The sequence below is a fragment of the Bacillus sp. 3a genome, assembly GCF_017161885.1.
Classification (GTDB): Bacteria; Bacillota; Bacilli; order Bacillales; family Bacillaceae; genus Bacillus; species Bacillus safensis.
The window spans coordinates 2,579,986-2,593,461 of record NZ_CP067376.1 but is presented as its reverse complement, the minus strand read 5'-3'; the positions used below and the strand labels follow the sequence as shown (position 1 = coordinate 2,593,461).

Sequence of the window (13,476 nt, the reverse complement as noted above, 5' to 3'; positions counted from 1 at the left end):
TAAATGGCTACTAAGGTATTAATCGTAGATGATGCAGCATTCATGAGAATGATGATCAAGGATATTCTTGTAAAAAACGGATTTGATGTAGTAGGAGAAGCAGAAAACGGCGCACAAGCAGTTGAAAAATACAAAGAAACATCTCCTGATCTTGTCACAATGGATATCACCATGCCAGAAATGGATGGAATCACTGCACTAAAAGAAATTAAACAAATCGATGCTTCTGCAAAAATCATCATGTGTTCTGCTATGGGACAGCAGTCAATGGTTATTGACGCGATCCAAGCAGGTGCAAAAGACTTTATCGTGAAGCCATTCCAGGCAGACCGCGTACTTGAAGCAATTAATAAAACGTTAGGCTAAAAAAGGGTGTAAGATTTGTTGAAAAAACGTTTGATATGTATAGCAATGATCAGTTTTATGCTTTTCTTGACGATGCAGCCTGCCTCACTGTTTGCCGAAACGAAAGATCCTGAGAATGGCACAGTGAATGACTGGCTCAAAGATGAGAAAGAAAGCAAAAAGGATACAGAGAAGAAAACCACTGACAATCAAACGAATCCGGCAGAAGAAGTTCCCTCTTCTTCTGTCTCCATTATGGATTTTGTCAAAATGATTGGTGCCTTACTTTTTGTCATCCTGCTTATTTATGGATTAGTGAGATTTGTTGGTAAGCAAAACCGCTTACTTAAACCATTTCGCTATGTTGAAAATATTGGCGGAACGACAGTCGGACAAAACCGTTCAGTCCAGCTGATCAAAGTGGGCAAAAGAGTATTAGTTGTCGGCGTAGCAGACTCAATCCAGCTGCTAAAAGAGATTGATGATGAACAAGAATGTGAAGCAATCGTGAAACAATATGAAGAAGCGATGGAAAGCAAAACCGATTTACCAAAAATGGTTCAAAAATTCACATCGCAGATAAAGAAACATGATCAGACGACCACTTCTTCTTTTTCAGCCAATTTAAAGGCGCAGCTAGCCGAATTGAAAAAGACCCAATCAGAAGTCAGAAAGAAAGGCCCGAAACAAAATGAATGAGTTTATCGATTTATTTAATTCCAGCGGTGCAGGAAATATCAGCACATCTGTCCGTCTTCTATTACTTTTAACTGTATTTTCGGTTGCACCGGGCATTCTCATTTTAATGACGTGTTTTACACGGATTGTGATTGTTCTTTCATTCGTCAGAACATCGCTTGCAACCAACTCAATGCCGCCAAACCAAGTGCTTGTTGGACTTGCTTTGTTTCTCACATTTTTTATTATGGCACCCACGTTCTCACAGATTAATAAAGAGGCGCTGACGCCGCTTTTAAATGATGACATCACGTTAAATCAGGCGTATGAAAAAGCCGAAGTGCCTATTAAAGAGTTTATGAGTAAACATACAAGACAGAAAGATTTGGCTTTATTTCTTAGCTACGCAAAAATGGATACACCTGAATCGATTAAAGATATTCCATTAACGGCGATGGTTCCCGCTTTTGCCATTTCAGAATTAAAGACGGCATTTCAAATTGGTTTTATGATCTTTATTCCATTTTTAATTATTGACATGGTGGTCGCAAGTGTTCTGATGTCAATGGGGATGATGATGCTTCCGCCGGTTATGATATCGCTCCCTTTCAAAATATTGTTATTTGTTCTAGTCGATGGATGGTATTTGATAGTGAAATCTTTGCTGCAAAGCTTTTAGAGTAGGTGCTTAAAACATGAGTTCAGAATTTGTCATTACGATGGCTGAAAGATCAGTGTATGTAGTATTGCTTGTGAGTGGGCCGCTTCTAGCGCTCGCACTCATTGTGGGACTGATTGTCAGTGTGTTTCAGGCGACAACCCAAATTCAAGAACAGACGCTTGCGTTTATTCCTAAGATTGTTGCTGTACTCATTGGACTTGTTGTGTTTGGTCCATGGATGCTTTCAACAATTGTGTCCTTTACGACAGAGCTGTTCTCGAATTTAGATCGATTTGCAGGTTAACCAGCGATGTCAATCATAGAATTATTCCCTGCTTTTCTTTTAGTTTTTATTCGGATCACCGCTTTTTTTGTGACAGTACCGCTTTTAGCGCATAGAACGATCCCGGCTGTACACAGAGTTGGATTCTCACTGTTTTTAGCTGTCATTAGTTTTAGCACCATAAAAGAACCGCCAGCACTCGACATAGACGGTCTTTATATGATGCTTGCGGTGAAAGAAGCAATGGTCGGACTTCTGCTTGGACTGATTGCATACATCATGGTGTCCGCTGTTCAAATTGCCGGCTCATTCATTGATTTTCAAATGGGTTTTGCGATTGCCAATATTATTGACCCGCAAACAGGGGCGCAGACACCGCTGATGGGACAGTTTTTTTATACGGTCACATTGCTGTTGATGCTGGCAACAAACGCACATCACTTGCTGCTTGATGGAATCTATTACAGCTTTCAATACATTGCAGTTGATCAATACGCGCTGAATTTCGGCAGTGAATCCTTTGCTTACTTTATCGCAAAGAGCTTCAACCAAATGTTTATCATCGCCTTTCAAATCTCGGCACCTGTCGTGGCAAGTCTGTTTTTAGTCGATTTGGCGCTGGGGATTGTGGCACGTACAGTTCCGCAAATGAACGTATTTGTGGTTGGACTTCCTATTAAAATGGGTGTGAGTTTTATTATGATCATCATCTGTATGGGCGTCATCTTCGGTGTTGTCCAAAATACATTTGAAACGATTGTACTCACCATGAGGAATTTCTTAGCATTGGTCGGTGGTTCGTCATGATGACAAGGCTTAGACTAGACTTGCAATTTTTCGCAGGTGAAAAAACAGAAAAAGCAACGCCGAAAAAAAGGCGGGATTCACGTAAAAAAGGACAGGTTGCCAAAAGTACCGACGTCAATACAGCCATCTCATTTCTATTAATCTTTTTATCATTCTTTTTTATTGGGCCTTTTATGAAAGAGCGGATTATCGCGCTCATAGAACGTTTTTATTCAACAACCATGCTAATGAAAGTTAGCACATCTAATATTCATCAATTATTCTTGGAATTGCTTCAAGAAACAGGGCTCCTCCTCATGCCAATCCTTGGTGTTGGCATGCTGGCGGGGATTATCAGTAACTATTTACAAGTCGGCTTTCTCTTTTCAACAGAAGTGATCAAACCGAAATTAGAAAAGCTTGACCCAATCAAAGGGTTTAAACGGATATACAGTATTCGAGCCCTCGTAGAGCTATTAAAATCCATTTTGAAAATTGGCTTTGTTGGCTTTGCGACATTTATCGCTCTTTGGATGCACTTTGACGAAATTCTGCGGCTTCCTTTATTAACAGCAGAGGAAACCCTTCATTTCGTCGCAAATATGACCTTGATTATGGGGCTGTATGCTGCTGGTGCTCTTCTGATCTTGGCAGGGCTTGATTATATGTATCAGAAATTTGATTATGAAAAAAACTTACGGATGTCCAAACAAGACATCAAAGATGAGTATAAAAAATCAGAGGGTGACCCGCTCATAAAATCAAAGATTAAACAGCGTCAGCGGGAAATGGCCATGAGACGGATGATGCAGGAAGTCCCAAAAGCGGACGTCATCATTACAAACCCAACCCATTATGCCATTGCTTTGAAATATGACGAAGAAAAGATGGACGCGCCCTTTGTTGTCGCAAAGGGAACAGATATTTTGGCTTTGAAAATTAGAACGATTGCAAAAGAGCACGATATTATGACCGTAGAAAACCGGCCGCTCGCTCGTGCACTCTATGATCAGGTCGACATTGACCAAGCGGTGCCAGAGGAATACTTTAAGGCCATCGCAGAAATTTTAGCTTATGTTTATAAAACGAAACAAAAGATTTTATGAATTTTTGGTTTTAAAAGGAGAGAACAGGCATGTCAGCAAGAGATTTATCTGTTTTATTCAGTGTTATTTTAATTGTGGCGATGCTGGTCATACCGTTTCCGCCAATGCTATTAAGTATTTTAATCATTATTAATATTTCTCTTGCGCTTATCGTGCTTCTCACCACAATGAACATGCAAGAACCACTACAATTTTCAATATTTCCATCATTGCTTTTGCTCTTAACGCTCTTTCGCTTAGGGCTTAACATCTCTACAACACGATCTATTCTTTCAACTGGAGACGCTGGAAAGGTTGTAGAAACGTTTGGTTCATTTGTTGTTGGAGGAAATGTACTCGTTGGTCTTGTGGTCTTCCTTATTCTGATCATCATTCAATTTGTTGTCATTACCAAAGGGGCTGAGCGTGTTTCAGAGGTTGCGGCAAGATTTACCCTCGATGCGATGCCAGGGAAACAAATGAGTATTGATGCAGATTTAAATGCTGGGATGCTGACAGAAAGTGAAGCAAGAAATCGCCGTGAAAAAGTAGCGAGAGAAGCAGACTTTTATGGTGCGATGGATGGAGCAAGTAAGTTCGTCAAAGGGGATGCCATCGCAGGTATTATCATCGTCATTATTAATATTATTTTTGGGATTATCATCGGGATGCTTCAGCAAGGAATGTCGATTCAAGAATCAGCTTCCCACTTTACATTATTAACGGTAGGAGACGGGATTGTTTCACAAATCCCTGCACTTCTCATTTCAACAGCGACAGGGATTGTCGTCACAAGGGCTGCTTCTAATGGGAACCTTGGGTCAGATATCACTGAACAGCTGTTTGCATTTCCAGCTATGCTTTACGTCACGGCAGGTACGATCTTCCTTCTTGGGTTGTTTACACCAATCGGCGTACTTTTGACAGGACCGATCGCAGGTTTACTTGCCCTCGGCGCATACTTGATGTCAAAAAACAAACAGGATCAAGAAGAAATAGAAGAGGTACTAGAGGAGCAGGCAGAGGTAGAAGAGATGAAAAGTCCAGAAAGTGTCATTCACCTTCTCCAAATGGATGCCATTGAATTTGAGTTTGGCTATGGCCTGATTCCGCTAGCCGATGCAAATCAAGGCGGTGACCTGTTAGACCGGATTGTGATGATTCGAAGGCAGCTTGCCCTTGAACTTGGTCTTGTGATTCCAGTTGTCCGGATCCGGGACAACATTGCACTTAACCCAAATGAATATCGACTCAAAATAAAAGGGAACGAAGTGGCAAAAGGCGAGCTTCTGCTTGATCACTACTTAGCGATGTCGCCTACGCCTGATGATGATCCGATTGAAGGAATTGAAACAATCGAGCCATCCTTTGGTCTTCCGGCTAAATGGATCTCAGAAGCAGAAAAAGATCAGGCTGAGATGCTTGGCTATACGGTAGTGGACCCAGCGTCTGTAGTGTCTACTCACATCACAGAGAAGATTAGACAAAATACACATGAACTGCTCGGACGCCAAGAAACGAAGCAATTAATCGATCATTTGAAAGAAAGTTATCCTGTCTTAGTGGATGAGGTAACGCCAAATCCGCTGGCAGTCGGTGATATTCAAAAAGTACTGGCGAAGCTGCTGAAAGAAAAGGTCTCTATCCGAAACCTTGTCACCATTTTTGAGACGCTTGCAGACTACGGAAAATTAACGACTGATACAGATTTATTAACAGAGTATGTCAGACAGGCGCTGGCAAGACAGATTACCGCACAGTATGCAAGAGAAGATGAATCACTCAAAGTCGTGACATGCTCAGGCCGAGTAGAAAAGGTGATTGCAGACAGCGTTCAGCAGACAGAGCATGGCAACTACTTATCGTTAGATCCAGAATCCTCTGAAAGTGTGATTCAATCAGTGGCGAGAGAAATTGAACAGCTTTCGCTTCGTCAGGAAACGCCGGTTCTATTATGCTCACCTCCTATAAGAATGTACGTTAAGCAGTTGTTAGAAAGATATTTCCCAGATTTACCGGTACTATCTTATAACGAACTAGAAGCGAATGTGGAAGTACAGAGCATCGGAGTGGTGGATATCTAATGAAAATGAAAAAAATCACAGCAAATTCTATGCAGGAGGCAACGATTCAAATCAGGCAGCAGCTTGGGAAAGATGCCGTTATTTTAAATTCCAAAACCGTTGTCAAACGCAAACTGTTCGGTTTAAAGAAACAGCAAATGGTCGAAGTGATTGCAGTGCTGGATCAAGATTTCGAGGAAAGAGCTGGTAAAGGTTTAAACCCTGCGCCGCCTCTTCCAGTGTTACCAAAAAAGGAACAAGTTCAAAAGCAGCCCGAAGAGCCATCTTTTGCTCCCAAGTCGGCAAAACCAGCGCCTTCTCATGCCGCACAGCCTTTAGAATATGTGAGGAATGAACGGCATGCGGGTATTCTACCCGAACCTCTCATAGCAATCTATCAAAAGCTAAAGGATCAAGGTCTTGATGATGCCATTCGAGACGAATGCCTGAAGGGTCTTTTAACAAAGGGCGCAGTTAAAGAAGAGCACATAAATAAAGAACTTGAACAACTGCTGACTGATATGCTGCCAGCCCAAACCTCTGATGAGCCGATGATTTCTTCAAAATACATCGTACTGTTCGGTTCAACCGGAGCTGGTAAAACGACAACGATTGCGAAGCTTGCCGCTAAAACAGCCATTCAGCAGCAAAAGAAGATTGCTTTTATTACAACCGATACGTACCGGATTGCAGCAATCGAACAGCTGAAAACTTATGCTGAACTGCTGAATGCACCGCTTGAGGTTTGTTATTCGAGAGAGGATTTTGTGAAAGCCCAAGAGACCTTTAAAGAGTATGATCATATTTTCATTGATACAGCAGGTCGTAACTTTAAAGAAGAAGCGTATATCAAAGAGCTGACCGACATTATTCCATTCGATGAGAGCATTCAAAGTTTTCTTGTGATGAGTGCCACATCGAAGTATCAAGACATGAAAGCCATGGTCAAGCGTTTTGAACACGTTCCAATCGATCAATTCATTTTTACAAAAGTAGATGAAACGGACACGATGGGAACCATTTTTCAAATCATTGCAGACTCTCAAATCAAACTTGGTTTTTTAACAAATGGCCAAAATGTGCCTGAGGATATTCTTGAAGGATCTCCTCTTGAACTAACAAGGATGGTTTTACAATCATGAAGCCCGACCAAGCAGAAGGGTTAAGAAAACTAGTTCAGCAGAGTCAAATGATCACACCGGCTCCTCTTAACGTCAGCGGACAGGCAAAAACCATTGCCGTCATGAGCGGTAAAGGCGGGGTAGGTAAATCGAATTTGACCCTGAATATGGCACTGTCTATCGCAAGTACAGGCAAAAGAGTGTTAGTGATCGATCTTGATTTTGGGATGGGGAATATCGATATTTTACTAGGGAAAGCATCGACTAGTTCTATATTAGATGTTCTCGTCAGAAAAAAATCCTTCCAAGCAGCCATGACAAAAGGAACGGATAACCTATATTACATTTCTGGTGGAAGCGGGCTTGAACAGCTGTTTTCTTTAGATAAAGATCAATGGTCGTTCTTTTTGGAAGAGATGGAAAGAATCATGCAGGGCTTTGATTGTATTTTCTTTGATATGGGTGCTGGCTTGTCAAAAGATCAACTGCCTTTTGTTTTATCAGCAGGAGAAGTGGTCGTTGTGACTACACCAGAGCCAACATCCATCATGGATGCCTACAGCGCGATTAAACACTTAGCCATTCATCAGTTTGAACGGTCTGTGCAGATCATTGTGAACCGATGTAAAACCCCGTCAGAAGGGTCTGAAACCTACCGGAAATTAGCAGGAGTGGTCACATCTTTTCTTCACAGAAAACTTGTATTTGCTGGCGCTGTGCCTGATGATCCTGCGGTTCCTAAAGCAGTATCAGAACAAATTCCATTTTATATGAAGCAGCCTCATTCAAGGCTGAGTAAAACGATTAAGATGCTGGCAGAAACACTATATCATCAGCAGATAAGAGAGGCACGGAGAGAACAGCATACGTTTATAGATAAGTTGTCCTCTTTTTTTAAAAGGAGGAAGGTGGACTCATGATTAGAGTGCTAGTAGTAGATGACTCGGCCTTTATGAGAAAGCTCATTAGTGATTTTCTAAGTGCCGAGCAAGAAATAGAAGTCGTCGGAACGGCGCGAAATGGGGAAGATGCCTTAAAACGGATCAAGGAACTGAATCCAGATGTTGTCACATTAGATGTGGAAATGCCTGTTTTAAATGGAACAGAAGCATTAAAACAAATTCTGGCTGAACACGACCTTGCCGTGATTATGGTGTCAAGCCAGACAAAGCAAGGAAAAGATTTAACCATCCATTGCTTAGAACTCGGTGCTTTCGACTTTGTGACAAAGCCTTCGGGAAGTATTTCTCTCGATTTGCACAAAGTGAGGGGGCAAATTGTAGAGCGGGTACTTGCGGCAGGACTGTCAAGGAAACGCACTGAAGAGAAGGTGTCTCCTAAGCCAGTGATAAAGCCGCCAAGTCCAGTGGCTGCCCCTCGCCCGCAATCAGTAAAAGGCAGCTCACTCCGAAAGATTATTACGATCGGAACATCTACAGGAGGGCCAAGGGCGCTTCAACGAGTCGTAACGAAGCTGCCTAAGGACATAGAGGCACCTATATTAATTGTGCAGCATATGCCGGCAGGATTCACGGCATCACTTGCTACGAGGTTAGATCATTTATCACAAATTACAATTAAAGAAGCACAAGATGGAGACATCGCGAAAAATGGAGTAGCTTACATAGCTCCTGGTGGAATGAATATGTCACTTCATGACCAAGGGGGGTCACTCGTCATTAGGCTGTCCCCTGAAGACACGGAAAGCCGGCACAAACCATCTGTTAACTATTTATTTGAATCCATCAGCAGCATAAAGGGTTACGAGAAAATCGCTGTCATTATGACAGGTATGGGCAGTGACGGTACTGAAGGTGTCAAAAAAATGGTCGCAAGCGGTCATACGAAAGTCATTGCAGAAAAAGAAGAATCATGTGTTGTTTTCGGAATGCCTAAATCAGTCATTAAAGCAGGCCTTGCACATGAAACAAGGCATGTGGATGACATCGCACATGCAATTATAAGCTCCATGAAAAAAGAGAGGGCGTGAACACGTTGGATGTAAACCAATACTTAGATATCTTTTTAGATGAAAGCAGAGAACACTTACAAACTTGTAATGAAAAACTTCTTGATTTAGAAAAGAACCCAACCGACTTGCAGCTAGTGAATGATATATTCAGAGCGGCTCATACATTGAAAGGCATGAGTGCAACGATGGGCTTTGACGATATGGCTCACCTAACGCATCATTTAGAAAACATGTTTGATGCTATCCGTAATGAACAAATGATTGTCACACCTGAGTCAATGGATACGATGTTCGAAGCACTCGATCATCTTGAAGCAATGGTTCAATCGATTGCAGAAGGCGGAGACGGGAAACGTGATGTCACAGAGATTAGTAAAAAGCTAGATGTGACAGGAAGCCATGCTGAGGCAGCTTCTAGCGTTGAAACAGCGGATGTATCAGCTGCTAATGACTTAGATTATAACGAATTTGAACGAACGGTTCTTGATGAAGCGAGAGAGCAAGGCTTCAAATGTTATGAACTCAACGTGACATTAAGCGATGCGTGCTTACTAAAAGCCGTTCGTGTCTATATGATTTTTGAAAGACTAAATGAAGCAGGTGAGGTTGTTAAAACCGTTCCAAATGCAGAACTATTAGAATCAGAAGATTTTGAATCTGAATTCAGCATTTCTTATCTTTCTAAACAGCCGATGGACGAAGTGAAGAAAATCGTCACGGCGATCTCAGAGGTTGAGAAGGTTGAGATCTCTGAAGTCTCCGCATTTGAAGAAGCAGCTCCGGCTCAAAAACAAGAGGCGCAGCCTGAACAGAAAAAAGAAGAAGTATCTGTTCCTGCTGCGAAGACGCCAGCAAATGATGCGCCAAAAGCAAATGGCAATAACGGTGCAGCTGCAGGCGGAACAAAAACAATTCGTGTCAACATCGACCGTCTAGATTCTCTTATGAACCTATTTGAAGAACTTGTAATTGATAGAGGCCGTTTAGAACAGATTGCGAAAGAACTAGAAAATAACGAACTCACAGACACAGTCGAACGAATGACACGTATTTCAGGAGACCTGCAATCAATCATCCTGAACATGAGAATGGTCCCTGTGGAAACTGTGTTTAACAGATTCCCGCGTATGATTCGTCAATTGACGAAAGAGCTTAATAAGAAAATTGAACTTATTATTGAGGGTGCTGAGACAGAGCTTGATCGAACAGTGATCGACGAGATTGGAGATCCACTCTTACACTTACTTAGAAACAGCCTAGATCACGGGATTGAATCACCGGAAGAACGTGTGAAAAAAGGCAAGCCGGAAAAAGGTACGGTTCTATTAAAAGCGTATCATAGCGGAAACCATGTCTTCATTGAAGTAGAAGATGATGGAGGCGGTATTAACCGTAAAAAGGTGCTTGAAAAAGCATTAGAGCGCGGAGTAATTACAGAAAGAGAAGCAGAAACGCTTGAAGATCATCAAATTGATTCATTGATCTTTGCAGCAGGATTCTCTACAGCTGATACGATTTCTGACATCTCAGGCCGTGGTGTAGGTCTTGACGTTGTGAAAAACAAGCTGGAATCACTAGGCGGATCTGTGAGCATTAACTCAACAGAAGGACAGGGCTCACTATTCTCAATCCAGCTTCCGCTTACACTATCGATTATTTCCGTTCTTCTTGTAAAACTAGAAGAGGAAACTTTTGCGATTCCGATTTCTTCTATTATTGAAACGGCTGTCATTAAGAAAAGTGACATCCTTCAAACGCATGATCGTGAAGTGATTGATTTCCGCGGATTTATCGTACCGGTCGTGTACTTGAAGAAACAATTCCACGTACCAAATGCGAATGAATTAGAGGAAGAACTGCACATCATTGTTGTTCGTAAAGGAGACAAGCTGACAGCATTTGTAGTCGATTCATTTATTGGTCAGCAAGAAGTTGTATTAAAATCACTAGGAGATTATCTGCCAAACGTATTTGCGATATCCGGCGCAACGATCCTAGGTGACGGTCAAGTTGCACTCATCGTTGACTGTAATGCACTGATCAAGTAAAAAACAATAGAGGAGCGGTCTGAAATGAGTACAGATATCAAAACTGGCGAAAAGATGATTGTGTTTATCGTAAACAAAAAAGAATACGCCATTTCAGTATCAGAAGTAAAGTCCATTGAAAAATGGCAGCAGCCGACAAGAGTTCCTGGCGTTGCCCCTTATATATGCGGTGTAATTAATTTACGCGGTGTCGTGACGCCTGTCATTGACCTGAGAGTCAGACTTGGTTCCACTGACAACGAGATTACAGATGAAACAAGAATGATCATTGTACAAGTTGGCGACATTGAAGTCGGCTGGATTGTTGATGAAGCAAATGATGTGATTACCGTCCATCAGGAAGAAGTAGAATCTTCTCCTGAATCAGCTGAAAAAGAAGGACAGTCATGGGTGACAGGTATCATTAAGCATGATCAGCGTCTTTTCAATATCATTCATGCTGGTGCTGTCCTCGACAAGAGCGTTCAAGGTGCACCTGTTCATTAAGGGGGATGTGAAATGAGCATTTTCAAGGAAATTAAAGATGAACAGCTAGATATTTTAGGAGAGGTTGGGAATATCGGGGCAGGCCACGCAGCGTCTGCTCTTGCCAACCTATTGGATCGCAAAATAGATATGGCTGTTCCTTTTGTCAAGGTTCTCTCGTTTGAAGATTTAATGGATTTCTTTGGCGGTGCAGACCTTCCCGTTGCAAGTATTTTCCTGCGAATGGAAGGGGATTTATCCGGTTCAATCTTTTTCATTATGCCGTTTGAGCAAGCGGAGCAATTTGTAAGAGAGCTTGTCCAGGACCCGGCATTTGATATTGATACGATTCATGAACATGAGATGGGAACGTCAGCGCTTCATGAGCTGGGAAATATTTTAGCGGGCTCTTATTTATCAGCCCTTGCCGACTTAACAAAATTGCAGCTTTACCCAAGTGTTCCAGATGTCACGCTCGATATGTTCGGGGCTGTCATTAGTGAAGGGTTAATGCAATTCAGTCCTCTTGGTGATCAGGCGATTGTGATTGATACATCTATTTTTGATGATCAAAATAAGCAAGAGCTGAAAGGAAATATGTTTCTATTACCAGACTTTGAATCGTTTGAAAAACTATTCAAAGCATTAGGTAACCTATAATGAACGTGCAAATTCCGGCAGTTGTAAAGGTTGGTATTGCAGATGTTCAGCTTGTCAAAACACCGGACCGCATTCGGACATCTGGTCTTGGTTCTTGCGTAGGGCTTGTCTTGTTTGATCAAGAGAAAAAGCTGGCAGGCCTTGTCCATGTTATGCTTCCAGATTCCTCCCTTTCAAAAGGGGCGGTGGAGAACTTGGCTAAATATGCAGATACAGGTGTCAAGCATACAATTGATCTGCTCCTAAAAGCAGGCGCACGCAAACATGCGCTAAAGGCAAAACTTGCTGGCGGGGCGGAAATGTTTAAGTTTAAGTCAACCAATGATCTTATGAGAATTGGGCCTAGAAACGTTTCAGCTGTGAAAGAACATCTGTCTCTTCATCATATCCCGATTATTAGTGAGGATACAGGCGGAAACAATGGCCGTACGATTGAATTCGATCCGCTTACGGCAGAGCTTGAGATCCGTACAGTGAAGCAAGGCATTATGAAGATATAACTAAGGAAGTATAGGGGGATAAAGATGCAATCCTTAAATTACGAAGATCAGGCGCTATGGGCTAGATGGAAAGAGTGGAAAGACCCAGCTGCTGGAGATGATCTTATGCGCCGCTATATGCCGCTCGTCACATATCATGTTGGAAGAATTTCCATCGGTCTCCCGAAGTCAGTGCATAAAGAAGACTTGATCAGTCTAGGGATGCTCGGTTTATATGATGCCCTTGAAAAATTTGATCCTGGAAGAGATCTGAAGTTTGATACATATGCATCCTTCAGAATCCGCGGGGCCATCATCGACGGTCTTCGTAAAGAGGACTGGCTGCCTCGTACATCAAGAGAAAAAACAAAAAAAGTAGAAGCGGCTATCGAAAAGCTTGAACAGCGTTATTTGCGTAATGTGACGCCGACAGAGGTGGCTGAGGAACTCGGCATGAGTGAACAGGATGTCGTCACAACAATGAATGAAGGATTCTTTGCAAATCTGCTATCAATCGATGAGAAGCTGCATGATCAAGAAGACGGAGAAAACGTCCAAGTCATGATTCGCGACGAGAAGACAGTGACTCCTGAAGAGAAAATGCTGAAAGATGAATTAATTGAACAGCTTTCTGAAAAAATCACAGAGCTTTCTGAAAAAGAAAAGCTCGTGATCAGTCTTTTCTATAAAGAAGAACTGACATTAACGGAAATCGGTCAAGTGCTCAATTTATCTACCTCGCGCATTTCGCAAATTCATTCAAAGGCCTTGTTCAAGCTTAAGCATCTGCTTGATAAAGCCATTCAATCTTAAAGAGTTAGTGAGTGAAA

Annotated in this window: 15 protein-coding genes; all 15 read left to right on the top strand. The window is 42.0% G+C overall.

The genetic code is table 11. From position 1 onward, the window contains the following. Positions 1 to 3: 3 nt before the first annotated feature. From JJ692_RS13140 to JJ692_RS13070, 15 genes are read left to right on the top strand one after another with little or no spacing between them, the layout of a single operon-like run. Positions 4 to 366, top strand: a complete 363-nt coding sequence (locus JJ692_RS13140; protein WP_007499584.1) for a chemotaxis protein CheY — start codon at positions 4 to 6, stop codon at positions 364 to 366. 18 nt (positions 367 to 384) lie between these two features. Continuing rightward, on the top strand, positions 385 to 1,044 hold the full coding sequence (fliZ, locus tag JJ692_RS13135) for a flagella biosynthesis regulatory protein FliZ (RefSeq protein WP_024424165.1): 660 nt from the start codon (positions 385 to 387) through the stop codon (positions 1,042 to 1,044). After that, positions 1,037 to 1,702: a flagellar type III secretion system pore protein FliP gene (gene fliP, locus JJ692_RS13130; RefSeq protein WP_008354479.1), complete on the top strand. Its 666-nt coding sequence runs from the start codon at positions 1,037 to 1,039 to the stop codon at positions 1,700 to 1,702. Before fliZ ends, fliP begins: the two co-directional genes overlap by 8 nt. A gap of 16 nt (positions 1,703 to 1,718) precedes the next feature. Continuing rightward, the gene (gene fliQ / locus JJ692_RS13125; RefSeq protein WP_003211206.1) at positions 1,719 to 1,988 is read left to right on the top strand and encodes a flagellar biosynthesis protein FliQ; all 270 of its coding nucleotides are present in this window, start codon (positions 1,719 to 1,721) and stop codon (positions 1,986 to 1,988) included. A gap of 6 nt (positions 1,989 to 1,994) precedes the next feature. After that, positions 1,995 to 2,774, top strand: coding sequence for a flagellar biosynthetic protein FliR (gene fliR / locus JJ692_RS13120; protein WP_024426982.1), 780 nt, complete (start codon positions 1,995 to 1,997; stop codon positions 2,772 to 2,774). Then, on the top strand, positions 2,771 to 3,859 hold the full coding sequence (flhB, locus tag JJ692_RS13115) for a flagellar biosynthesis protein FlhB (protein WP_206533869.1): 1,089 nt from the start codon (positions 2,771 to 2,773) through the stop codon (positions 3,857 to 3,859). The genes fliR and flhB overlap by 4 nt, the downstream gene beginning before the upstream one ends. 29 nt (positions 3,860 to 3,888) lie before the next feature. Further along, positions 3,889 to 5,922 (top strand): flagellar biosynthesis protein FlhA, encoded by a 2,034-nt coding sequence (gene flhA, locus JJ692_RS13110; RefSeq protein ID WP_206533868.1) that lies wholly within the window; start codon positions 3,889 to 3,891, stop codon positions 5,920 to 5,922. Next, positions 5,922 to 7,043, top strand: coding sequence for a flagellar biosynthesis GTPase FlhF (flhF, locus tag JJ692_RS13105; protein WP_206533867.1), 1,122 nt, complete (start codon positions 5,922 to 5,924; stop codon positions 7,041 to 7,043). The genes flhA and flhF overlap by 1 nt, the downstream gene beginning before the upstream one ends. Continuing rightward, the gene (locus tag JJ692_RS13100) at positions 7,037 to 7,942 is read left to right on the top strand and encodes a MinD/ParA family protein (protein ID WP_095408486.1); all 906 of its coding nucleotides are present in this window, start codon (positions 7,037 to 7,039) and stop codon (positions 7,940 to 7,942) included. The genes flhF and JJ692_RS13100 overlap by 7 nt, the downstream gene beginning before the upstream one ends. Continuing rightward, the gene (locus JJ692_RS13095) at positions 7,939 to 9,012 is read left to right on the top strand and encodes a protein-glutamate methylesterase/protein-glutamine glutaminase (RefSeq protein WP_142944796.1); all 1,074 of its coding nucleotides are present in this window, start codon (positions 7,939 to 7,941) and stop codon (positions 9,010 to 9,012) included. Before JJ692_RS13100 ends, JJ692_RS13095 begins: the two co-directional genes overlap by 4 nt. Positions 9,013 to 9,017: 5 nt before the next feature. Beyond that, the gene (locus JJ692_RS13090; protein WP_206533866.1) at positions 9,018 to 11,042 is read left to right on the top strand and encodes a chemotaxis protein CheA; all 2,025 of its coding nucleotides are present in this window, start codon (positions 9,018 to 9,020) and stop codon (positions 11,040 to 11,042) included. A 24-nt stretch (positions 11,043 to 11,066) separates the two neighbouring features. After that, positions 11,067 to 11,528 (top strand): chemotaxis protein CheW, encoded by a 462-nt coding sequence (locus JJ692_RS13085; RefSeq protein ID WP_024424157.1) that lies wholly within the window; start codon positions 11,067 to 11,069, stop codon positions 11,526 to 11,528. Positions 11,529 to 11,540: 12 nt separating this feature from the next. After that, the gene (locus JJ692_RS13080) at positions 11,541 to 12,167 is read left to right on the top strand and encodes a chemotaxis protein CheC (RefSeq protein WP_095408489.1); all 627 of its coding nucleotides are present in this window, start codon (positions 11,541 to 11,543) and stop codon (positions 12,165 to 12,167) included. Beyond that, entirely contained in the window at positions 12,167 to 12,667 is a 501-nt protein-coding gene (locus JJ692_RS13075; RefSeq protein ID WP_048239726.1) for a chemotaxis protein CheD, read from the top strand. Before JJ692_RS13080 ends, JJ692_RS13075 begins: the two co-directional genes overlap by 1 nt. Before the next feature lie 24 nt (positions 12,668 to 12,691). Next, positions 12,692 to 13,459 (top strand): FliA/WhiG family RNA polymerase sigma factor, encoded by a 768-nt coding sequence (locus JJ692_RS13070; protein ID WP_048239727.1) that lies wholly within the window; start codon positions 12,692 to 12,694, stop codon positions 13,457 to 13,459. Positions 13,460 to 13,476 lie beyond the last annotated feature (17 nt).

Bases quoted from the DNA above. Each gene is read 5' to 3' on its own strand.
- JJ692_RS13140 (WP_007499584.1), top strand. From the start codon at position 4: ATGGCTACTAAGGTATTAATCGTAGATGATGCAGCATTCATGAGAATG.
- fliP (WP_008354479.1), top strand. From the start codon at position 1,037: ATGAATGAGTTTATCGATTTATTTAATTCCAGCGGTGCAGGAAATATC.
- fliQ (WP_003211206.1), top strand. From the start codon at position 1,719: ATGAGTTCAGAATTTGTCATTACGATGGCTGAAAGATCAGTGTATGTA.
- fliR (WP_024426982.1), top strand. From the start codon at position 1,995: ATGTCAATCATAGAATTATTCCCTGCTTTTCTTTTAGTTTTTATTCGG.
- flhB (WP_206533869.1), top strand. From the start codon at position 2,771: ATGATGACAAGGCTTAGACTAGACTTGCAATTTTTCGCAGGTGAAAAA.
- flhA (WP_206533868.1), top strand. From the start codon at position 3,889: ATGTCAGCAAGAGATTTATCTGTTTTATTCAGTGTTATTTTAATTGTG.
- flhF (WP_206533867.1), top strand. From the start codon at position 5,922: ATGAAAATGAAAAAAATCACAGCAAATTCTATGCAGGAGGCAACGATT.
- JJ692_RS13095 (WP_142944796.1), top strand. From the start codon at position 7,939: ATGATTAGAGTGCTAGTAGTAGATGACTCGGCCTTTATGAGAAAGCTC.
- JJ692_RS13085 (WP_024424157.1), top strand. From the start codon at position 11,067: ATGAGTACAGATATCAAAACTGGCGAAAAGATGATTGTGTTTATCGTA.
- JJ692_RS13080 (WP_095408489.1), top strand. From the start codon at position 11,541: ATGAGCATTTTCAAGGAAATTAAAGATGAACAGCTAGATATTTTAGGA.
- JJ692_RS13075 (WP_048239726.1), top strand. From the start codon at position 12,167: ATGAACGTGCAAATTCCGGCAGTTGTAAAGGTTGGTATTGCAGATGTT.
- JJ692_RS13070 (WP_048239727.1), top strand. From the start codon at position 12,692: ATGCAATCCTTAAATTACGAAGATCAGGCGCTATGGGCTAGATGGAAA.